Origin of the sequence: Bradyrhizobium sp. B097 (assembly GCF_038957035.1) — a bacterium.
Taxonomy (GTDB): domain Bacteria; phylum Pseudomonadota; class Alphaproteobacteria; order Rhizobiales; family Xanthobacteraceae; genus Bradyrhizobium.
Genome location: NZ_CP152412.1, coordinates 6,798,858 through 6,820,862, shown reverse-complemented (window position 1 = coordinate 6,820,862; position 22,005 = coordinate 6,798,858). Strand labels below are relative to the sequence as shown.

Here is a 22,005-nt window from a genome sequence, read left to right as displayed (position 1 = left end):
GGCATGTCGTCCGTACAATTCTTGCTCTCAATGCGACATCAGGACCGGGATGGTGATTGCACGAAGCATGTCCCCCGAGACGCGGCCGAGCAACCTTTCCTGCAGCCGACAGTGGCCGTATCCACCCATCACCAGCAGGTTGAGGCTTTCCTCCGCCGCAAGCGACAGGAGGGCGCGCTGCGTGGACCGGGATGCTGGGAGCGCCGCGACCTTTGCAGGAAGCGCTGACCTTGCAAGGTACTGTCCCAAAGGGTCGGTGGAACTTTCCGCCCGCATCCTGTCGGGAGCGGTGATCGCGATGATGGTGAGCGCGTCGGCTTTGCGCAGCAGCGGCATCGCGTCGTGCAATGCACGGGCCGCACCGCGGCTGCCGTCCCAACAAATCCCGATTCGCCTGGTCGAAAAAGCCCCGTGGAAGGTGTGTGGCAGATACAGGACGGGCCCGCCGGCCTGGAAAAGGATCTTCCTGGGAATAAGGTTATCATAGCTATCATAGCCGCTCTGAGGCTGTGTGACGATGGTCATGTCGTGGACCCGCGCGCTCGCGCAGATGATCCGGCGCGCCTCGGCTGGAACCGCACTCAGCGCGCGGCTCGTGTAGGAAATACCTGCGTTCCTTGCTTGCAGATCAAAGACATGAAGTACCGCTTCGGCTCGCTCGAACGCGCGCGCCTGCTCGACTTCGAAGACCGAGGTGACTGCCGTCCCGCTGAGCCCAACGAGCGGAAGAATGGTCCTCTCATAGCCGATCGCCACCACGTCAAGATGCGCGCCCGTGCTCAGTGCGAAGGAAATCGCACCGTTCACCGTAGCCCGGACCGGAAGCTCCGTGGGAAGATGGACCAATATGGTCCCAAACATTGCCGTTCTCCGGGCATCAAGGCCTGGTGCCCACCGGAGCACAAATCTGGGCTGGGCAATTGATCTGCTTCAAATGCCGTCGTTGATCTTGTTTGAGTACGATCAAACCGGCCACGGAGGAGTTTGCGTGACGGTGCGATGCCAAGTCAAGCGGCGAGGAACCAGCATGACATGTGTTGCATCGGTAATGCCAGCCGTAGTACTGCAGGATTCGGTATAACCATTCCGTCGCAGATATCAGTGCGGCGATCGGGGCCGCGAAGAAATCCTGGATGCCGTCCATTCCTCGCCATCGCCGGTCGACATTCATCTGGTGGCAAACAGGTGTTTGCTGAACGCGAGGAACGACAAGCCAGCAACCGAGGTGACGAACGGCTCGTTCGCCGCGGTCAAGCGGGATGCGCCAGTGCTCGAACTTCTCGAACTGCTGCTGGAAATTCAATCAGCGCGGCTCGCCGGCGGCGATAGACGACAAAAAGCAGTCGGGTCGGCATCGTTTCGGATCATGATGTCCTCACCATTAGGTATATCAGCCCTGGCGTCCGAGATCGGCGCTTCCCGGAATTGATGAGAGCAGTCCTGCGCTCGAACGCGCCCATCGCTTCGAGTAGGTGCTCCTGAGGGCCGCTCTTGCTGCCATCGGTATCGATGCGCTCGACGACGTCGTCGCGCAGATCGGGCAGATAGGCGTCAGCGCGACGGCCGTGCGCGCGGATCTGCCGCACCGGGCGCCCGTCTTGATCTTGATCAATGCCGGTTTGCTGGTTCCACCTCGTGCGGAAGGCTCCGCCACGATGTGCCCATGATGTCTCACGTCCCCGCGATTGGGGATCATCCATGGACGAATTCGTCCAAGCGGCCGCCACCAACAACATCACCCCGGTGCGGAGCGTTGCTCCCGAAACCATCGTTCATCGCCTCATCCACATACCTTGAATAGGCCATATCGTGCCGCTTGCAATGCTGCTAGAGCCCCGCAGTGATGGCGATCCGCATCAACTCGGACATGCTGCGGACATTGGTCTTGGCCATGAGGTTCGCGCGGTAAACATCGACCGTCCGGGGGCTGATGCCAAGATCATGGGCGATCACCTTGTTGATCTTGCCGGCTAATAGTCCCTGCAGAACGTCACGCTCGCGCGACGAGAGGTCCGCGAGGCGGGCTTCCGCCTGCCGTTTCGCTACGTCATCGGCTGGTTTCGCTGGCTGCGCTTCCAAGGCACTATTGATGGCACGCAATAGACCCTCGTCCTGGAACGGCTTCTCGATGAAATCGACCGCACCCGCTTTCATCGCTTCAACTGCGAGCGATACGTCGCCATGGCCAGTTATCAGGACGACGGGACAGCCGACGCGGTCGGCCTTCAGCCTGCGGAGCAGTTCGAGGCCGCTCATGCCCGGCATGCGGATGTCTGATACAATGCAGTCGGCCGGACCGCTCGCGACCTCACCCAGGAACTCAATCGCCGTCTCATACGTCGCTACGCAGAAACCGTTGACATCAAGCAAAAACGCGAGCGAGTCCCGCATTGCGGCGTCATCGTCGATCACAAGAATGCGCCGCCCAGTCATGCTTCTTCACCAATCTCTGCAAACGGCACGGTGAACTGAAAAATCGTGCCGCCGCCCGGCTTCGCTTCCGCGACGATGTGGCCGCCGTGGGATTCGATGATTGTCCGGCAGATTGACAGTCCCACACCCATGCCATGCTCTTTCGTCGTGACAAAGGGCTGGAACAGGCGGTCGGCGATATCAGGGCTGATGCCGGGGCCCGTATCGGCAACGGTAAACCTGGCGAGGCCATCGGCCTTGGTAACTCCGACGGTCAATTCGCGGCGCGGGCAGGACGCCATCGCCTCGATCGCGTTGCGTATCAGGTTCAGCGCGACTTGCTGGATCTGGATCTTGTCGACGATCATTGATGGCAGATCGGGGTCGCTGCGGATCGCCACGCGCACGCCTTGTTCCTTGGCGCCGAGAAGTGCCAGCGCAACAGCCTCTTCAAGAAGCGTGATCGGATTCTCCACAGAATGCTGCGTCTCGCCTTTGGCAACGAATTCCCGCAGGCGTTTGACGATATCGCCCGCGCGCAGAGCCTGTTGGGCGGCGTGTTCCAGTGCATCACCAATGCGATTGGCGTCCGGCTTGTCTGACGCCAACACAGCCTTTGCGCCCCGCATGTAGTTTGTAATGGCGGAGAGCGGCTGGTTGATTTCATGGGCGATAGACGATGCCATCTCACCCATGGCGGTCAGCCGCGACACGTGCACGAGTTCAGATTGCAGCTCTTGCAGCCGCCGTTCCTGCGCCCGCCGTTCGGTGAGGTCTCGGATAAAGCCGGTGAAGAAGCGTTCGTGGCGCACTTTGGCCTCACCTACGGCAAGCTCCATCGGAAAGGTCGAGCCGTCGCTCCGCTCGCCGACCACGATGCGGCCGATGCCGATGATGCGCCGCTCGTCAGTGGTCAGATATCGATCCATGTAGCGGTCGTGCTCGGTGCGGTAGGGCTGCGGCATCAACTTGGAGACATTCTTTCCGACCACTTGGTCCGGTGACCAGCCAAACAAACGCACTGCCGCGGCGCTGAACGAGCGAATGATGCCCTTCTCGTCAATCACGATCATCGCTTCCGGAACGGTGTCCAGGATCGACTGCAAATGGGCTTGCCGATACCGCGCCTGCTCCGATTCCCGCCGCAGCCGATCGCCCATGAAGCCAAGCATGGGACCAAGGACCGCGAATCCGGTGATATCGATCATGTTTGCGCAATCGATGATGAGGCCTTTCCCAAGAAAGGCTGCGCTGATGACCAGGCAGAGCAGGGTAGTGAAACTCGCCGGTCCGCGGCCGCCGGCGAAAGCGGCAAAAACGACGGCTGGAAGGTAGATGATCGTGAACGTGCGGCCCTCAAGATACGAATCTAGCGCTGCGCGCAGCACGAGGGCCAGCGCGGCGGCTGCCGCGGCAGTGCCATAGCGGTACCAGTTGCGATCGAACATATTTCCGGGCAGGCCCTCTCATTCGATCGACTTTACATCGTTGGGCCGCAGGGGGCTACGGGAGGCAGACGCGTATCAATTTACGTCAATGTATGGTCGCCGCTATTTGGGCCAGATGCGCCAGTGCGTGGGCTGGACAGCAACGTGTTCTCCGGTCTTGGCCTTGATCCAGCCGCCGAAGATTCGGCGGCAAGGGAAGACGAGCCGGTGAATGGTATTACCTTCGATTACGGCAATCTCCAGGTCCCAATCAAAGGGCGCCGTTTCGACCCGTTCCCAGGTCACGTTGCCAACAGATCCTGGACGGTGTTCATCGCCGCGGACTGACATATTCAAGCAACCTTCCGAACAATACCGACCACATCACTTGTCCGTTGCGCAAACAGGGGCAGCGCAATATTGCCCAAGGGGCGCGTGGTCTCGATCGCGTCAGTCGCCGCCGCGGTTCCCTCGGCCGTGGCGCCGTCGCAGCCATCGCCTGCGATATGATCCGATCGCCAACCGAAATATGAGGACTGACACTGCAAAGCAACTCCCGGGCTTCGGTCGGATCGATCCGGACCTGCTCAAGCGAGGGCCGGTTTATCTTAATCGGCTTCCTAAAGCATTTAGACTGGACTGCGGCTCCCGCAACGGTGCCCGCCGCGGGGTAAGTGTCGCCATGGCTTGTCATGTCGAACATCCTTCGTCGTTGGGAAAGTCTCCTTGTCCCACGGCGTCATCGTGAGGCGTCGAGTGTTGATGGGGGCGACCACGCCCTTGCGAGCCCAGAAGCGTCTTCAAGCGAGAACGGGACGATCCCGCATTCGCTTGATGTCATTCGGATCGGCCTAACTACGCTCGGCCCCGAGCATCGCGCCGGTCCGCAGGTCGATAAAGTGGACGCCATCACAAGCGGCGCAAGTTATCGGGTGCAGGTCGTCGGCGCTCAGCTTGGGTGCGTCGTCCGGCAGCAGTCCTTGAACCCGGTCGCCGGTATTTGGACACGAAAAGATGATGGGATGCCAAGTCTTTCGGTCTGCCATGTGTCTGACCTTGATTGGAAGGCCGTTTCTATCGGTAGTGAGCCGCTGACGTATTGATGCAGGTCAAGGAGCAGATGCGCGTCGAGAGCGCCGGGTAGCGAGCGGCCGCTGCGAGCGGGACAGGGGGGGGGCTTGCGGGCAACGTGTTCGAGCGCGGGTGATTCGCTGGGGCCGCGCCTTGGTCCGCAACAAGCCGGCGAGCAGCCGAATTGATGGAAATCAAAATGCTGGACGCACCCTTGTGTCAATGTTGAAGGGCGCCGTACGCGCATCGGGCCATAACAACATGTGACAATCATGCTGCGAGAGCCACGAAGGAGATGGTAAATTGATCACTCGCCTCGGATTGTCGGTGGCCTTGTCGGCGTTGATCGTGGCCATAGGCCTCGGCGCTGAAGCGCTGAACCTTGGGCTCATCGAAACCCTGGCCGCGACCAGCCTGATCATCGGCTTTGCGGTCGCGGCGGCAGGGTGGACCGTCAGAAGTGGGATGGGGTCGGCTCGCCTCATTTGCTCACGATCACGGGCGCGCAGGTCTCGCCGCCGATAGTGCCCCCGGCCGCCCGGCTCTCGCCAGAAGAGGCTCTGCCCGGTGATTTGGCCAGTTAGTCGGAGTTTGCGGGAATGCCTCCCGAGAATGCCAAGCATTGCCTTGCAAGAGTCGCGTCGCCATGAGGTGCTATATTGCCGGCGATTGAATACGGGGTCGATGGAGATCAACAATCGGTTTCTCGCACTTGACGGTCCATGCCGCTCTCAACCGCATCGACGAGAAATTCCTGGATCATCGTGTCAACTCAATCGGTCGAACGGATGAGCAGACCAGAAGTCGCTGCCGCGGAGTTACGTCAAAATAGAGCGTGATCCGCCAGCCTGGTCGCACTCCGTCGAGACGACAGCTAGCGATTGCGGATCCTGTAGGAGAATAAGAGCGCTTCGTCGCGCTGCCCAAGCTTCGACGTGATCTCGACGAACCGGAACAGACAACCTCTTTGCGATGCGGCTTGAGGCAAATCAAATACTCTCCTGACGCAAATGGCAGAATAGGCATGGCTAAGCCAACCCACAGGAAGAGGGTGTCATGCCTTCATTTAACGTTCGGTTCATTAAGACCGTTTGCGACGATACCGGCCACGAGCATCGTGCCTGCCAGGCAGCGTTCAAGGTCGATGCCGCCTCGCTGAGTGCTGCTGCACAGCAGGCGGAGACCGACTTCTGCGAGCAAGGAGGTGTCCGCGATTGGACCATCTTCGCCGATGCGATGGAGCTTCGAACCCCGCCGGCATGGGGTGGCTAGCCTGAGTTCGGCTAGCCAGAGGTCCGCGGATTTCATGACGCAGTCAATCTGCAAGTTCAAATGCGATCGCAAAAGACATTGTTGCGAGCGTTGATTCGAGAGAGGAGCATTGCGATGCCGTCGCCAATTCAGCAGGCGCCCTGTTGTCCGCGGCACCAAGCAGGCCTTGCCGGACTTTTGCCGGCCGGTCGCTCAGCTGGCTCGCTGCGGCGCTCCGCCGAGCGGCGGTCCGGAAGACGGATCCGGATCAAACGATTTGATCTCACAAACCGGTCTTGTTTGATGCATGTCAAAAACAAATCTGGCTCCGGCAGCTAAGGCTGCCTCGAGGGATATGACACATGGTTAGCCAATCTGCACATATCGGGGGTCCTTGGTGGTTTCCTTGGCGGTTTAGGAATCTGCTTGGCCGGTTGCGAGCGAGCCTGTCTCGGACATCCGAACTGGCTTACTTGAGCCCGCAAGACGTCGATGCGATCGCGCGTGAGCTTAATCTGTCCACATCCGCTTTTCGAACGATGGTGCAAAGTCCAGGCTCTCCTGACCTCTTGAGCAAGCGCCTCGCACTTGCGGGTTTTTCCGAGAATGCGCTTGCCGCCCGCCATGGTGACGTATTGCGCGATCTGCAGCGGGTGTGCGGCCTGTGTCAGGCCAAGGCCCGCTGCGCCGCCGCCGTCAAAAGAGAAAAGTTTGCAAGTCCCCTGAAAGACTGCCCCAATGAACAAACCTTGCTCGCGCTCGGCCGCGAGATCGACGGGCTCCCGCAGCGCTTTCGCGACTGATTGCGCTCAATTGTTCCCGCACCGGAAATGTGGGTCCCGATCCATCCCGCTTTCAAAGAAGGCCAAGACATGACAAGCCCATCCACTGCCTCGAAATCCACGACGATGGGTGAAGCAGGCCTGATGTCGGTATTCGCTGTTTCTGCCTATGTTTGCTTTTTCGCCGGGGCGATGGGGCACGATTCTGCGTTTACCTTCCACGCATTGCTGGCTTCCGCCGCCAGTCTAGCCGCCGCATCCGTCATCCTCAATCGCTACTATGAACGGCCGGCGCTATTGCCGCCGGCGGAGATCAATGGCCGGCCGAACTACAATCTCGGTCCGATCAAATTCGCCTCGGTGCTGGCGATGTTCTGGGGCATCGCGGGCTTTTCCATCGGTCTTCTCATCGCGTCACAGCTTGCTTGGCCTGCACTGAATTTCGATCTGCCCTGGACAAGCTTCGGCCGGCTCCGCCCGCTGCACACGTCGGCTGTGATCTTTGCGTTCGGCGGAAACGTGCTTATCGCGACCTCGTTCTACGTGGTGCAGAGGACCTGCCGGACTCGCCTCGCTGGCGACCTTGCGCCGTGGTTTGTGGTGGTTGGCTACAACTTTTTTATTCTGATCGCGGGCACCGGTTACCTTTTCGGCGCCACCCAGTCCAAGGAATACGCCGAGCCGGAGTGGTACGCCGATCTCTGGCTCACCATCGTCTGGATCACTTATCTCATTGTGTTTCTGACGACGCTGATGAAAAGGAAGGAGCCGCATATCTTCGTCGCCAACTGGTTCTATCTCGCCTTTATCGTCACCATTGCGGTGCTCCACGTTGGCAACAATCCCGCATTGCCGGTCTCGGTATTCGGCTCGAAATCCTACATCGCCTGGGGCGGTGTGCAGGATGCCATGTTTCAGTGGTGGTACGGCCACAATGCGGTCGGCTTCTTCCTGACCGCCGGCTTCCTGGCGATCATGTACTACTTCATTCCGAAGAGAGCCGAACGCCCCGTCTATTCTTACCGCCTCTCGATTATCCACTTCTGGGCGCTGATCTTCCTCTACATCTGGGCTGGACCGCACCATTTACACTACACGGCGCTCCCGGACTGGACACAAACGCTGGGCATGACGTTCTCGATCATGCTGTGGATGCCCTCATGGGGCGGCATGATCAACGGCCTGATGACGCTCTCGGGTGCGTGGGACAAGCTGCGCACAGACCCGGTGCTCCGTATGCTGGTGGTCTCGGTTGCCTTTTACGGCATGGCGACATTTGAGGGCCCCACGATGGCAATCAGGGTCGTCAATTCACTCAGTCATTACACCGATTGGACGGTCGGCCACGTGCATTCCGGCGCGCTGGGCTGGGTCGGCTTCGTATCATTCGGCGCGCTCTATTGTCTGATTCCCTGGCTTTGGAATTGCCAGCTGTACAGCCTCAAGCTCGTCAACTGGCACTTCTGGATCGCCACGATCGGGATCGTGCTCTACATCTCCGCGATGTGGGTGTCTGGCATCCTGCAGGGGCTGATGTGGCGCGCCTACACGTCCCTCGGTTTCCTCGAGTACTCGTTCATCGAGTCGGTCGAGGCCATGCATCCCTTCTACATCATCCGTGCCGCGGGGGGCGCAATGTTCCTGATCGGCGCGCTGATCATGGCCGCCAATCTCTGGATGACGGTGAATGCAAAGCAAACCGATCAAATCCAGGACGCTGGAACGCTCCAAGTCGCGGAATAGGTTATCGCATGTCTCTCTGGAACCGACACAAGATCTTTGAGAAGAACTCGATCATCTTGATCGCTGGCATCCTTGTCGTGATAGCGGTCGGTGGCCTGGTCGAGATCACGCCGTTGTTCTACCTCAAGAGCACGATCGAGGCGGTGGACGGCGTGCGGCCGTATACGCCGCTCGAGCTTGCGGGCCGCAACATCTACGTACGCGAGGGGTGCTATCTCTGTCACTCGCAGATGATCCGGCCGTTGCGCGATGAGGTTGAGCGCTACGGACATTACTCGCTAGCCGCTGAAAGCATGTACGATCACCCTTTTCAATGGGGGTCGAAGCGTACCGGCCCGGACCTTGCTCGTGTTGGTGCGAAATATTCCGATCAATGGCACGTCACGCATCTGATCAATCCGCGCGCCATCGTTCCGCAATCGGTGATGCCCGGCTATCCGTCGCTGGCGCACACGGAGATTGACCCGACTGACATGGCCGCACATCTGCGCACCAATCGGGAGGTCGGCGTCCCCTATACCGAGGACCAGATCAAGAACGCCGTCGCCGACTTGAAGGCGCAGGTCGATCCTGACAGTGCGAACGTCGCGTCGTTCCAGAATCGCTATCCGAAGGCGGCTGTCCGCAATTTCGACGGGCAGGCTGGCAATCCGACCGAACTCGATGCGCTCATCGCCTATCTGCAGATGCTGGGCACGCTGATCGATTTCAAGCTCTACGACGAAAAAGCCAATCTGCGCTGAAGGAGTCTGTGATGAAAGCCGTCATTTCGATCGAGAACCTGGCGTCAAGCTTCGTCGTGACCCTCTGGACACCGTTGTTCGTCGGCATCTTCATAGCCATCGTCGTTTATGCGCTGTGGCCCCGCAACAAGAGGCGTTTTGACGCTGCGGCGCGCGTGCCGTTGCGGCGGGATTGACAGATCATGATCGAGCACAACGACATCGATCGCATCCCCGGCCGTTCCACGACGGGGCACGAATGGGATGGTATAAGGGAGCTCAACACGCCGCTGCCGCGCTGGTGGATTCTGGCCTTCTACGCCACGATCCTTTGGGCGATAGGCTACTGGGTCGTTTATCCGGCCTGGCCGCTCCTCTCAAACTACACAACCGGCGCGTTGCATTATTCGACCCGCGCCAGCGTCGTTAGCGACCTTGCCGGTCTCGAGAAGCTGCGCGGCGAGAAGATGGCTGTGCTTGGCAAGGCGTCTTTGACCGAAATCGAGAACGATCCTGCCCTGCTGGCACTGGCCCGCGCTCGTGGCAAGACGGTGTTCGCGGACAATTGCGCGCCATGCCATGGGAGTGGCGCCGCGGGTGCTAAGGGCTATCCGAATCTCAACGACGATGACTGGTTGTGGGGCGGATCGCTTGACCAGATCCTGCAGACCATCCAGTTCGGCGCGCGTTCCGGGCATGCCGAGGCGCATGAAGGACAAATGCTGGCCTTCGGCCGCGACGGCATCCTCAAGATCGGTGAGATCGTCACGGTGGCGAATTACGTGCGGTCGCTGTCAGGCTTGACAACGGCAGCCAATTTCGATGCTGCGGCCGCCACCAGGATCTTTGCCGAGAATTGCGCGGTCTGCCACGGCGAGAATGCCAAAGGCAATCAGGCACTCGGCGCGCCGAACCTGACTGACGGAATTTGGCTGTACGGCTCGGACGAGGCGACGCTGGTCGAGACCATCAGCTATGGCCGCACCGGCGTCATGCCGGCTTGGAGCGGGCGCCTCGATCCCATCACAGTCAAGGCACTGGCCGTCTACGTGCACTCGCTCGGTGGCGGACAATAGGCGAGAAGTGTCGCCAAGCCCACGGCGCCGTCGACGTGGGTCAACGTCAGTCATCTGCGCCAGATGCAAGGTCGGCCATGAAGTCCGCCATGAACAAGACCGTTTCGCAGGATGACCTGCTGATCGAGGAGGATAGACCCCTCTATGTAGCCCATAGGACGGTCTATCCGCAGAGTGTCCGCGGCACTTTCCGGACGATCAAATGGCGGCTGATGGCGGTGTGTCTGGGCATCTACTATCTGCTGCCGTTCGTGCGTTGGCATCGTGGCCTGGGCGCGCCGGACCAGGCGGTGTTGCTCGATTTGCCGAACCGGCGGTTCTACTTCTTCTTCATCGAGCTGTGGCCGCAAGAGCTTTATTATTTCACCGGGTTGCTCGTGCTTGCTGCCATGGCACTGTTCCTGATGAACGCGCTGGGCGGGCGAATTTGGTGCGGATATCTGTGTCCGCAGACGGCCTGGACCGACCTGTTCTATGCGGTAGAGCGTTGGGTTGAGGGCGACCGTCGCGAGCGGCTGAGGGCGGCTGCACGCCCAATCACAATGGGACGGGCGGCAAAGCGCGTGCTGAAGCACGCGATCTGGTTGACGGTCGCTTGGTGGACCGGTGGCGCCTGGGTGCTCTATTTCGCCGACGCGCAGACATTGGTGCGCGATCTGGCGACCTTCCAGGCGCCCGCAATCGCCTATATCTGGATTGGGATCCTGACGGCTTCGACCTATCTGCTGGCCGGCTACATGCGCGAGCAGGTTTGCGTTTATATGTGCCCGTGGCCGCGCATCCAGGCCGCGCTCACCGACGAGTGGGCGCTCAATGTCACCTATAAATACGATCGCGGCGAGCAGCGCTGCTCATTGAAGAAATCAGTCGATCTGCGCGCGCGCGGCGAGAGGGTCGGAGACTGCATCGATTGCAATCAATGCGCGGCTGTCTGCCCGGCCGGGATCGATATCCGCAATGGCGCCCAGCTCGGTTGCATCCAGTGCGGGCTGTGCATCGACGCCTGCGATGCCGTCATGAAGAAGGTAGGGCGCAAAACCCGCCTGATCGGTTACGACAACGACATCAATATCCGGCGGCGGATGGACGGCAAGTCGGAGCTCTTCAAACCGGTACGCCCGCGCACGATCGTCTATGCTTCCTTGATCGCGGTCGTCTGCGCGGTGATGCTTTATGCGCTGTTGTCGAGAACGCTGCTCGATCTCAGCGTCCTGCACGATCGCAATCCCGTGGCGGTCAAGCTCAGCGATGGCTCGATTCGCAACGGTTACACCGTGCGCTTGCTCAACAAGCGCGGCTTCGATCGCGTGGTTGCGATCGACATCGATGGGCCGCCTGAGGCGTCCGTCCACGTCGTCGGCGTCGATTCGGTGACGGTGGATCGACCGATGATCGTCTTGGCTCGCGATACCACGACAGAACTGCGTGTGCTGGTGACGGCGCCGGTCGACAACAAGTCGGAACGGTCGATGCCGGTGAGGTTTCGGGTCACCGACATTGGCCTCGGCGAGGTCGCTTCCGCTACAGATCATTTCGTTCTCCCCTAATAACGCCCACAGACGGGACCTCATCATGACCGGATCAGTGCCAGTCGCGCGGCCCATCACCGGACGCTACGTCCTGATCGTCATTGTCGTCTTCTTTTCGGTCGTGATTGGCGCCAATCTTGCAATGATGCGCTTTGCCATCACCACGTTGCCCGGGACAGAGGTCGACAGCGCCTATAGCGCGAGCCTCGCCTATCAGCGTGAGATCATCGCGGCACGGCAGCAGAATGAGCGAAACTGGCAGGTGCAGGTACATATCGACCGGCACTCCGATGGCCGGGCTGTGCTTGCGATCGAGGCGCACGACCGCGCCGGCGCGCCTCTCGCCGGAACGGGTTTCATGGCCCGGCTCGAGCGACCGGTAGACCGTCGAGCCGATCGGACGATTGATGTCTCGGAGGCTCATGCTGGAACCTACCGCGGCAGCGCCGAGGGCGTCGCTGTCGGGCAGTGGGATCTCGTGATCGAGGGCGACGCCGATGGCCACCGCATGTTTCTTTCGAAAAACCGCATCGTCCTGAACTGAGGGTACGTGCACATGCAGGCGGACATCGATTTTTCTCACTATCTGAAGAGGACAGGCGCGGGCCTCCTCCAACTCGACCTCGCGGTGGAGGGCATCAATTGCGCGAGCTGCATGGGCAAGATCGAGCGCAATCTGTCGAGCATTCCGGACGTGACCTCGGCACGCGTGAACCTCACCGATCACCGGCTGGCGCTCGAATGGAAGGCAGGAGCGCTCGATCCAGCCCTATTTGTCAAGCGGCTCGCCGAATTGGGCTATAGGGCATATCCCTTCCAGCGGAATAATGCGGAGACGCTGGAGACGGAGCGGGCGCGGAGCTTGCTGCGGCGGCTGAGCGTTGCCGCGTTTGCCGCGATGAATGTGATGATGCTGTCGATCCCGGTATGGTCCGGCAATGTCTCGGACATGCTGCCGGAGCAGCGCGACTTCTTTCACTGGCTCTCCGCGCTGATCGTATTGCCGGCCGCGGCTTACTCCGCGCAACCGTTCCTCTCTTCCGCTTTTGCCGCGCTGCGGGCGCGCAGAGCCAATATGGACGTGCCGATCAGCATCGGCATCTTGCTGGCGTTGGCGACTTCGCTGATCGAGACAATCGGTCACGCCGAGCACACCTATTTCGATGCGGCGATCATGTTGATCGCCTTCCTGCTCGCAGGCCGCTATCTCGACCAGAACATGAGGCGACGCACCCGCGCCTTCGCCAGCAACCTTGCCGCACTCAAGGCGGAGACGGCCGCGAAGTTCATAAGCCCGACCGAGATCAGAACCGTTCCGGCCGCAGCGATCAAACCGGGGGACATCGTGCTGCTGCGGCCCGGCGAATGCTGTACCGTCGACGGCAACGTGATCGAGGGACGTTCCGAGGTCGATCAAAGCCTCATTACCGGCGAGACCTTGCCGGCGATCGCGACGCCTGGCAGCGCGGTGTTCGCCGGCACATTGGTACGATCCGGCACCCTGCGGGTCCGCGCGACGGCGGCTTCGGGCGACACACTGCTTGCCGAGGTTTCCAGGCTGCTTGATCATGCCCTACAAGCGCGCTCGCGCTATCTGCGCCTCGCCGAGCGCGCGTCGCGGCTCTATGCACCGATCGTTCACGCAACTGCCTTCCTGACGATGCTGGGCTGGCTTGCCTCTGGCGCCACGTTCCACGATTCGGTCGTCACGGCGATTGCGGTCCTGATCATCACCTGCCCTTGCGCGCTGGGTCTGGCTATCCCGGCGGTGCAGACCGTGGCCTCCGGCGCACTGTTCCGTTCCGGCGTGCTGCTCAATGCCGGGGATGCGATCGAGCGTATTGCCGGGGTGAACCGGGTGATCTTCGACAAAACCGGCACGCTGACGCTGCCTGAGCTCGATGTCGCCAATCTCGCCAGCATTCCCGACGATGTCGTCAAATTGGCGGGCCGGCTGGCGCTGTCGAGCCGCCATCCGGTCGCCGCCGCCGTGGCGCGAGCTGCCGGCGCAAGCGAGCCGCTGGCCGATATCGAAGAGGAGCCGGGGCGAGGCGTCCAAGGTTACTATGAGGGGGCGCCGATCCGGCTTGGCCGCCCCTCGTTCTGCGGTGCTGACATCCTCGCCGACGAGGTCCTGTGCCGCGATCCTGAGGCCTCCGTGGTCGCGTTCAGCCACGGTGGCGCCAAGCATGTCTTTGCTGTCCGGCAACGGATGCGGCCAGACGCAGCCGAGGTCGTCGCAGGCCTCGCACGCCTTGGCATCATGGTGGAGATCGTTTCGGGGGATCGCGAGCCAGCAGTTCGGCGGGCGGCCGAGACGCTCGGCATTCATAAGTGGCGCGCCAACGTCTCGCCGGTGGACAAGGTCGCCCGGATCGAAAGTCTGACGAGCCGGAGCTACAAGGTGTTGATGGTCGGCGACGGCTTGAACGACGCGCCCGCGCTCGCAGCGGCCCATGCCTCGATGTCGCCTGTCACTGCGACCCATATGAGCCAGGCGGTCGCCGATGCGGTCTTCCTCGGTGAGCGTCTCGGGCCCGTGATGACGGCCGTCAGCGGCTCGCGCAGGGCGCTGCTTCTGATGCGGCAGAATCTCTGGCTCGCTGTCGTCTATAACGTCCTGGCCGTGCCCGTCGCGATCGCCGGCCTGGTGACGCCGCTGATTGCCGCCGCGGCGATGTCGGCTTCGTCGGTGCTGGTCATGCTCAATGCGCTGCGGGCGCGAACGAGGGAGGCAGTCTGATGGAAGTCCTGGTCTATCTGGTTCCGCTCGCCCTTGCGCTAGGCTTCGTCGGCCTGCTCGGCTTTCTGTGGTCGCTCAAGAGTGGCCAGTATGACGATCTCGATGGCGCGGCCTGGCGGGCCGTCGCCGATGATGAGCCCAACGGGCCGTCGACGCCTGGTCCAACTAGTGCAAATGGACCGGCGCGATTGTAGAAGCGGTGGTCAACGCTGTGCAGGCGAGCGCTAGCTTGGGCGTCCGGCAGCGCCGCAATTGCGGGACACGCGAAACGCAAAATCAAGGTTGAGCCGGGCGAGCGGTGAGGGGGCTCGATGCATACCGCAGGTCGCTTCGGATCGGTACGGCTGAGAATCGTATGATGGGAATGATATGGCTCAGTGAGAAATCCATCGCGGCGCGACAGCTCCGGACTACCAAGCTTCAGCGTCTGCCGTCTGGGCGAACATGCATAGATCACATAGGAGGCGATTTGGACCAAGAGCGCGCCATCAAGTCTGAAGCGTTGACGTCGGCCGAAGCCTCTCTCTCTGAAAACCACAATGTTTTGCCGTTCTCAGCCCTCCGTCGAAAGACGTGAAAACTGTCGTACGACCACACGCTCCCGCCCCGATACATTGAGACCGGGCGAGAGATCGCCACGACGTCTCACAGGGATTCGATGGCTGATCCCTCCAAGCTTTACCCACATCACGAGCCTGCCCGACTTGGAGTTGTTCAGCCAATCACAGTTCGATTGCTCATCTCTTTTCAGAGATATGTTATAACCTAGTGATTAGCTTCGAATAAGCAGGTCTCGATTAGGGGCTCCATTCGCCAATTCATGGCGAAGCCACTCGACACGGCACCCGCACGAAATTTGCGATCCCGCAGCCGCCATTAGTACCCAAGCTCTCGTCTTCCGAACGCATGGCTGAGCTTGCAGGTTGCGCGAGTTCCTATGATTGCCTCCTTTTTTGCGGTCGTCGCTGCGAAAAAACTATGTTACAAGCCGCTCCTCTCAAAAGGAGCATTCATTGTGAAAAAAGCAACCAAGAAACGCGTTAAGCGGCGCGAGTGGACCAAGGCAGATATCAAAGATCTCAAGGTCCATTCGAAGGCTCGGACCCCGGTCATAAAAATAGCAAAAATGACCAAGCGTACTGTCGGTGCGCTACGCCAGAAGGCCCTGCATCTCGGAATCGGACTCGGACATCAGCGGTAGCCTACTAAGCAGTACTGGTAACTGGTACAGTAGGGCGGCTCGCGGGCCGCCCTTTATGCGCCTTGGTATTGTATCGTAAATTCGTCTTGGGAATTGCGGTAGATGGCCTGCGGATCCGATGCCTGGCCCTGCCTAGGCTGCTGTTGGAGCGCAATGATTTCCGATCGCGATCACTCGGTCCACTGTTGAGGCAATCAACTACGACCGCCCAAGCTGATTTCCGATCGATTTCATCGCCGTCATTCTGCTCATGCAAATACCGCGAACTCAGCATGGTCGGCGCGATAAAATGTCGGGCGTCGAATCTTGTGAACTCAGTGAGTCACATCCCCAAGATCAGGGTAGGCTAAAGTTTAGGGGTTAAGCGGGCGCCGCCGGGCCTGTTGGTTAGCTCGAGCTCCGCAATGATACGGCGCGCTCAGCAACAATAGAAAAAGCGCTCTGTTGGCTTGATACCTGGCGGCGGAGCGGCTACGCCCTGAACCCGTCATCAGCTGCGTGCCTTCGGCGGTGTGAATGGACCACAACCATCTTCGCCCGCGCTGCTTCAAGATAAAGTCGAAGGCTGGAAGTCTCGACATGGCTAGCCAGCGTCATTTCTGACGGTCTTGCGTTTGCTGCTCGGAACGCCAGAACGGCTCTCATGGCGGGCCTTCTCCAGACGATGCCTCACTGCTGCTAGCTTGGTAGTGAACTCGCTTGATCCGTTAACCCCGAATTCATCAAAAACCGGCTCATCGAGTGCTTCCTGTCGTGGCGCCAAAGTTGAGAGACGTTTGCGGGTTTTTGCCGTCAGCGACATCTGCACGACCCGCGCATCGCTTGCGGAAGACTTGCGGCGTAGGAACCCATTTTTCTCTAGCAGCTTTGACTGGGTCGTGACGAAGGAAGAATCAACGTGCATCAACTTTGACACTTCGTTGACAGGGACACCGCTTTTCCTGTCCAAATAGGCCACTGCCATCAGGATCATCCACTGTGGCCCAGTGATGCCAAGCATATCGGCTCGGAATTTGGCAAGCTCTTCGAGACAGGCGCTGATCGATCTGATCTCCCACATGAACGGCCGGACCATCTCCTGTCCGTCAGTAGAGATACTGCCAAGCGCGCTTGCTGCACCAGGTAAATCCGGCGGCATCTAGGTCGGGTTCCATCCTTTATCGGCTTCCCTTAGCGCGAATTGGAGGTAGGGACAACGCTGCAAGAGCAAGCAAATCAAATACTTGGTACGATTCGGACGGAAGTGGAGCTTGCGAATAACACCGGCGCCGGAGCTGCTCTGGACGTACGGCGCTCATTGTCTTGACGGACCAGCGGCGCCGTTCACGGGCAGCAGCATGCGTCGGGATCGAACCTGCGCGCAGGTCAGATCGATGCGCCCTGACCAAGGTGAGATGTCCGCGACATTGGTCTGCTTCCTTGGTCCGCTCGTCGACCGGTCCGCTCTTTTGCCGAATTTCTCTCGTGTATGCCGAGCATCAGGCGGGTGCATGTCGCATTTGTCGTTTTCAGTGCGCAGCAAACGGCGTCGTGCCGGCTCGACATAACAACGTCCCATGCGCCGTGCGCAATTAGGGGATCGGAGGTAACCGAACTCTATCGTCAGATATTCCGAGCCCGGTCGGATTTGCGCAGTAGCAAGGCAAGAGCATTGTCCGGCTCATCTCCTGCCGGTGAGCCAGTCCACACTGACCGGCAGGTTTCAGAGAACTTCCGCTCGGCGTCTGACATCTCCATGGTGCTGCGGCAGGCGCAAAATCTATCGGGCACCAAGCTTGAGGAGAATTTGCGGCCGACGAATTCAATGGCAGCTCCGTTGCAACAGTCGCCGTTGGCGTCAGAAGCTGATCGGGCTGCGGGCTTGATGCCATTCGGAATCGCGACGCGGTGGTCGCGATATTGTGAGGCGAGGTCTGGCGGCTTGAGCAGATCCTCAATTTGTCTTAGGATGATCTGGATGCTTGCGAGCAAAACACGCTGGCTGATTTAGCCAACATCCTTGAGAGCGCGACGAGCTGATCTGCGCGCCGATAACGTGGCGCAGGCTTCGGCCTGCACCGGCGGTGGAATGCGATCGGCTGTCGAGTGTGCATGTCTGCCGCCCAACGGGCACTTGACCTGATGGACCAGCCGTGCGGCTGGCGAGCCGCTTCCGCCGCGAGAATTTCTCATCTGGGCCTGAGCCGTAGAACGGCGACGAACAGAGATCTTGCATCGAAAAGAACATATGTTGCCAAAACATCTGCGCCGTCTCGAAGCTGAATCGATTGAAATCATGCGTGATGTGATCGCCGAGTTCAAAAGGCCGGTCATGCTCTACTCGATCGGAAAAGACTCGAGCGTGATGCTGCACATTGCGATCAAGGCCTTCTATCCCGCAAAGTTGCCGTTTCCCCTGCTTCACGTCGACACGACCTGGAAGTTTCGCGAGATGATCAGCTTCCGGGACGCGACGGCCAAGCGGCTCGGCCTCGACCTGATCGTCCATGTAAACAAGGAGGGCATCGAGCGCGGGATCAACCCGATCGACTCAGGCTCTGCGCTTCATACCCAGGTGATGAAGACCGACGCCCTGAAGCAGGCGCTCGACCTCTACGAATTTGATGCCGCCTTTGGCGGAGCCCGACGTGATGAGGAAAAGAGCCGCGCAAAAGAACGGATACTCTCCTTCCGTTCGGCCGGGCACGCATGGGACCCCCGTAACCAGCGGCCGGAGCTCTGGAACCTGTTCAACACGCGGATCCGCCAGGGTGAAACCATGCGCGTGTTTGCAATGTCGAACTGGACTGAGCTCGACGTGTGGGAATACATCATGCTCGAGAAGATCCCGGTCGTCCCGCTCTACTTCGCAAAGCAAAGACCGATAGTGCGTCGAAATGGCGCGACGATCATGATCGACGACATGCGATTGCGGCTCAACTCCGGCGAGACGCCGGACATGCGGATGATCCGTTTCCGCACGTTGGGATGTTATCCTTTGAGCGGGGCTATTGAGTCCGCTGCGACGACGATCGAAGACATCGTCGCAGAAATGCAGACCGCGACGGTGTCTGAGCGCCAGGGGCGTTTGATTGATAGCGATGAAGCCGCTTCCATGGAGAAGAAGAAGCGGGAAGGCTACTTTTGATGCCTTCCAAGCCGACAACGGAATCTGTCCAGGCCAAGCCAAAAGATCAGCTGCGATTCATCACATGCGGTTCGGTGGACGACGGGAAATCGACGCTGATCGGCCGGCTGCTGCACGACAGCAAGATGATTTACAAGGATCAGCTTACGGCGCTGGAACGCGACAGTGCCAAGCACGGTACCACCGGTCGTGAGATCGATTTCGCGCTGCTCGTCGACGGGCTTGAAGCCGAACGGGAGCAAGGCATCACGATCGATGTGGCCTACCGCTTCTTTGCGACGGAACGGCGCTCGTTCATGGTGGCCGATACGCCCGGCCACGAGCAGTACACCCGCAACATGGCAACCGGCGCTTCGAACGCCCAGCTTGCCATCATCCTGATCGACGCCCGCAAGGGCGTGCTGGTCCAAACCAAGCGCCACTCGTTCATCTGTTCGCTACTTGGTATTCGCCACCTCGTCCTGGCAGTGAACAAGATCGACCTCGTCAAGTATAACAAAGAGATCTTTGATCGAATCTTCGCTGACTATGTGGCCTTTGCTGCCGGTCTCGGCTTCGCCTCGATCGTTCCGATCCCGATCTCTGCCCGACATGGCGACAATGTCGTCAATTGTTCCGGCAACACTCAGTGGTATGATGGTCCCTGCCTGCTCGGCCACCTGGAGAGTATTGATATCCGGTCCGACAGTGCGAGCCAGGCGTTCCGCTTTCCGGTCCAGTGGGTGAACCGGCCGAACCTGGATTTCCGCGGTTATGCCGGGTCCGTGGTTTCGGGGAGCATCTCGGCGGGAGACGACATCGTTGTCGCAGCGTCTGGACGGACCGCGCGCATCAGGCGGATCGTGACTCAGGGCGGCGATCTACCCTGTGCTGAGGCCGGTGATGCCATCACGATTACTCTTGAAGACGAGATCGATATCGGCCGTGGCGATCTCCTGGCACGTCCGACCGAGCGGCCGGAGCTCGCCAACCAGTTCGCCGCTCATCTGATCTGGATGGATGACGATCCGCTCGTTGTCGGACGCAATTACATTCTGCGCATTGGGTCGCAGACCACAGCCGGCAGCATTACTGCAATCAAACATCGGATCGACGTCAACACACGTAAGCATCTGACGGCCAGGACGCTTAGCCTCAACGAGATCGGCTTCTGCAATGTCTCAACCGCGCTGCCCGCGGCGTTCGATCCTTACGAGGTCAATCGCAAGACCGGATCTTTTATCGTCATCGACCGTTATACCAACGGTACGGTTGCGGCCGGCATGATCGCATGTCCACTACGGCGGGCTGCCAACATCGCTTGGCAACCCGTTGCGGTGGGAAGGAAGGAGCGGGCCGCCCTCAAGAGCCAGAAGCCTTGCATCATCTGGTTCACCGGCCTGTCCGGCGCGGGAAAGTCGACGATTGCCAACATCGTCGATCAAAAGCTGTTTGCAATGTCACGGCATGCCATGCTGCTGGATGGAGACAACCTCCGGCACGGGTTAAACGCGGACCTCGGCTTCTCCGAGGCCGACCGCGCGGAAAACATTCGGCGCGTCGGGGAAGTTGCCAAGTTGATGGCGGACGGCGGCTTGATCGTGATCTGCTCATTCATCTCGCCGTATGAGGCCGAACGAGACATGGTGCGCGGCATCGTTGGCAAGGAGGAGTTCATTGAAGTCTTTGTCGACACGCCGATCGAAGAATGCGCGCGGCGCGATCCAAAGGGTCTCTATTCAAAGGTGAAGTCCGGTCAGATCAAGAACTTCACCGGCATCGATGCGTCCTACGAAGCACCGATAAGACCCGAAATTCATCTCAGGACCATGGAGCAGACGCCTGAGCGATTGGCGGAAGCCGTGATCGATGTCTTGATGGGGCGCGCAATCCTTGACGGTTAGGAGCATCGAACCTGTCACTTCGCGTCGCGGCATCGATTTGCAGGAGAGACCCTCCAGCCTGCTGGCCCGACCAAGGCGACTCGGGTTAAGCAGGGGCATCAATCGGAATCATCGCTCCAAGGGAACAAGATGGTCGCCCCCACTCGTCGATTGCCCGCCTCTGGCTACGTGCTCGAAGTCGACGGTCAATTCAAAACCGAATTTGCGACCAGAGATGGAGCTTGGGCAGGAGCGGAGGAACTCAAGAAGCGGCGCCCCATGCTCCAGGTCAGAGTCTACGACGCTATGACAAAGGCCAGAGAGGAAGTCCAACTTCCGGTAGTTTAAGTTCTCGCTAGCGCGTTTACTGCATGCGCGGCTAGCGCCACTCCGATCTCTCGTGAAACCGAGCCGCTCGGCGTCTCCGCCATCCGGCTTCGATCTCTCGCGCACAATGAGGGGTGTCCCTCATTCCTCCGGCCTGGTCGCATGCCGGTAGTGGTGCGCAATGCCGACCAGCGACAGATCGGGCCGGGCTCAACGAAGCCGGACTCAGAGGCGCTTTGCGATGTCGCTGCCGATTTGCGGGACACTCGCTGCACACTATTTGTGCAATCGCGGCATCGCTGTCTTGCGAGAAGGCGCACCGCGTCCGTCCCCGCTGCTACTACCGTCCACGCGATAACGCGCCCAGCCAGATCTGGCCGGTATTGATCGCCCGTGTAGTGGATATAGAGGGGCGCATCACTGGCGCGTATCGCACATGGCTGGATCCCGCCGGCTTCGAGCCGGCAATACGGCGGGCGAGGGTATCGAGACCGCGCTCTCGTTCCGATCCGCAGCTCCGAAGATGCCAATCGCTGCGGCGCATTGCGCAAACCATCTTGCTGCGCTGTAGCCATGCTGCCGGCCTGCCGATCGGGGGCATGCTCTTCCTAGGCTTCGGTATCCAGGAAAATCGCGCCGACGAGGTGAAGAAACTCGGTATCCCGGTTGGAAGGTTTGGCAAGGATCGCGCGTGAAGCGAGAGGGGCAGGCCAACCTCACCGGCCTGCGTGC

General features: G+C 60.0%; 21 protein-coding genes. 16 read left to right on the top strand and 5 right to left on the bottom strand.

All coding sequences use genetic code 11. From position 1 onward, the window contains the following. Positions 1–27: 27 nt before the first annotated feature. The gene (locus tag AAFG07_RS31445; RefSeq protein ID WP_342723621.1) at positions 28–861 is read right to left on the bottom strand and encodes a universal stress protein; all 834 of its coding nucleotides are present in this window, start codon (positions 859–861) and stop codon (positions 28–30) included. 406 nt (positions 862–1,267) lie between these two features. Between AAFG07_RS31445 and AAFG07_RS31440 the strand changes: the two genes are divergently transcribed. Next, positions 1,268–1,429 carry a hypothetical protein gene (locus tag AAFG07_RS31440; RefSeq protein ID WP_342723620.1) on the top strand — a complete coding sequence of 54 codons (162 nt, stop codon included), beginning with the start codon at positions 1,268–1,270 and terminating at the stop codon, positions 1,427–1,429. 398 nt (positions 1,430–1,827) lie between these two features. Here AAFG07_RS31440 and fixJ read toward each other — a convergent pair whose 3' ends face one another. Then, positions 1,828–2,433: a response regulator FixJ gene (gene fixJ / locus AAFG07_RS31435; protein WP_342723619.1), complete on the bottom strand. Its 606-nt coding sequence runs from the start codon at positions 2,431–2,433 to the stop codon at positions 1,828–1,830. Next, complete coding sequence (locus AAFG07_RS31430; RefSeq protein ID WP_342723618.1) at positions 2,430–3,860, bottom strand: PAS domain S-box protein; 1,431 nt, start codon at positions 3,858–3,860, stop codon at positions 2,430–2,432. The genes fixJ and AAFG07_RS31430 overlap by 4 nt, the downstream gene beginning before the upstream one ends. A 123-nt stretch (positions 3,861–3,983) precedes the next feature. On the opposite strand from AAFG07_RS31430, the gene AAFG07_RS31425 reads away from it, so the two are divergent. From AAFG07_RS31425 to AAFG07_RS31365, 13 genes are all read left to right on the top strand, one after another. Continuing rightward, positions 3,984–4,187 (top strand): hypothetical protein, encoded by a 204-nt coding sequence (locus AAFG07_RS31425; RefSeq protein ID WP_342723617.1) that lies wholly within the window; start codon positions 3,984–3,986, stop codon positions 4,185–4,187. Positions 4,188–4,531: 344 nt separating this feature from the next. Then, positions 4,532–4,942 (top strand): hypothetical protein, encoded by a 411-nt coding sequence (locus AAFG07_RS31420; protein ID WP_342723616.1) that lies wholly within the window; start codon positions 4,532–4,534, stop codon positions 4,940–4,942. Positions 4,943–5,966: 1,024 nt separating this feature from the next. Beyond that, positions 5,967–6,182: a hypothetical protein gene (locus AAFG07_RS31415; RefSeq protein WP_342723615.1), complete on the top strand. Its 216-nt coding sequence runs from the start codon at positions 5,967–5,969 to the stop codon at positions 6,180–6,182. A 452-nt stretch (positions 6,183–6,634) separates the two neighbouring features. Then, positions 6,635–6,964: a hypothetical protein gene (locus tag AAFG07_RS31410; RefSeq protein WP_342723614.1), complete on the top strand. Its 330-nt coding sequence runs from the start codon at positions 6,635–6,637 to the stop codon at positions 6,962–6,964. A 69-nt stretch (positions 6,965–7,033) separates the two neighbouring features. After that, a complete protein-coding gene (ccoN, locus tag AAFG07_RS31405) occupies positions 7,034–8,686 on the top strand; it encodes a cytochrome-c oxidase, cbb3-type subunit I (protein ID WP_342723613.1) in 1,653 nt (550 codons plus the stop codon). A gap of 8 nt (positions 8,687–8,694) precedes the next feature. Further along, positions 8,695–9,429, top strand: coding sequence for a cytochrome-c oxidase, cbb3-type subunit II (gene ccoO, locus AAFG07_RS31400; RefSeq protein WP_342723612.1), 735 nt, complete (start codon positions 8,695–8,697; stop codon positions 9,427–9,429). Positions 9,430–9,440: 11 nt separating this feature from the next. Then, complete coding sequence (locus AAFG07_RS31395) at positions 9,441–9,605, top strand: cbb3-type cytochrome c oxidase subunit 3 (protein WP_342723611.1); 165 nt, start codon at positions 9,441–9,443, stop codon at positions 9,603–9,605. Between the two features lie 6 nt (positions 9,606–9,611). After that, positions 9,612–10,484 (top strand): cytochrome-c oxidase, cbb3-type subunit III, encoded by an 873-nt coding sequence (ccoP, locus tag AAFG07_RS31390; protein ID WP_342723610.1) that lies wholly within the window; start codon positions 9,612–9,614, stop codon positions 10,482–10,484. Between the two features lie 89 nt (positions 10,485–10,573). Further along, entirely contained in the window at positions 10,574–12,031 is a 1,458-nt protein-coding gene (gene ccoG, locus AAFG07_RS31385) for a cytochrome c oxidase accessory protein CcoG (protein ID WP_342729293.1), read from the top strand. Positions 12,032–12,056: 25 nt separating this feature from the next. Beyond that, a complete protein-coding gene (locus AAFG07_RS31380; RefSeq protein ID WP_342729292.1) occupies positions 12,057–12,557 on the top strand; it encodes a FixH family protein in 501 nt (166 codons plus the stop codon). A 12-nt stretch (positions 12,558–12,569) separates the two neighbouring features. Continuing rightward, on the top strand, positions 12,570–14,756 hold the full coding sequence (locus AAFG07_RS31375; RefSeq protein ID WP_342723609.1) for a heavy metal translocating P-type ATPase: 2,187 nt from the start codon (positions 12,570–12,572) through the stop codon (positions 14,754–14,756). Beyond that, the gene (gene ccoS, locus AAFG07_RS31370) at positions 14,756–14,950 is read left to right on the top strand and encodes a cbb3-type cytochrome oxidase assembly protein CcoS (protein WP_342723608.1); all 195 of its coding nucleotides are present in this window, start codon (positions 14,756–14,758) and stop codon (positions 14,948–14,950) included. Before AAFG07_RS31375 ends, ccoS begins: the two co-directional genes overlap by 1 nt. Positions 14,951–15,693: 743 nt before the next feature. Then, positions 15,694–15,957 carry a hypothetical protein gene (locus AAFG07_RS31365; protein WP_342723606.1) on the top strand — a complete coding sequence of 88 codons (264 nt, stop codon included), beginning with the start codon at positions 15,694–15,696 and terminating at the stop codon, positions 15,955–15,957. Between the two features lie 583 nt (positions 15,958–16,540). Here the strand turns inward: AAFG07_RS31365 and AAFG07_RS31360 are convergent. After that, positions 16,541–17,095, bottom strand: a complete 555-nt coding sequence (locus AAFG07_RS31360) for a MarR family transcriptional regulator (protein WP_342723605.1) — start codon at positions 17,093–17,095, stop codon at positions 16,541–16,543. A gap of 464 nt (positions 17,096–17,559) precedes the next feature. After that, entirely contained in the window at positions 17,560–17,928 is a 369-nt protein-coding gene (locus AAFG07_RS31355; RefSeq protein WP_342723604.1) for a hypothetical protein, read from the bottom strand. 256 nt (positions 17,929–18,184) lie between these two features. On the opposite strand from AAFG07_RS31355, the gene cysD reads away from it, so the two are divergent. Both cysD and cysN read left to right on the top strand, forming a co-directional pair. After that, positions 18,185–19,084, top strand: a complete 900-nt coding sequence (gene cysD / locus AAFG07_RS31350; RefSeq protein WP_342723603.1) for a sulfate adenylyltransferase subunit CysD — start codon at positions 18,185–18,187, stop codon at positions 19,082–19,084. Beyond that, complete coding sequence (cysN, locus tag AAFG07_RS31345; RefSeq protein WP_342723602.1) at positions 19,084–20,967, top strand: sulfate adenylyltransferase subunit CysN; 1,884 nt, start codon at positions 19,084–19,086, stop codon at positions 20,965–20,967. The genes cysD and cysN overlap by 1 nt, the downstream gene beginning before the upstream one ends. Positions 20,968–22,005 lie beyond the last annotated feature (1,038 nt).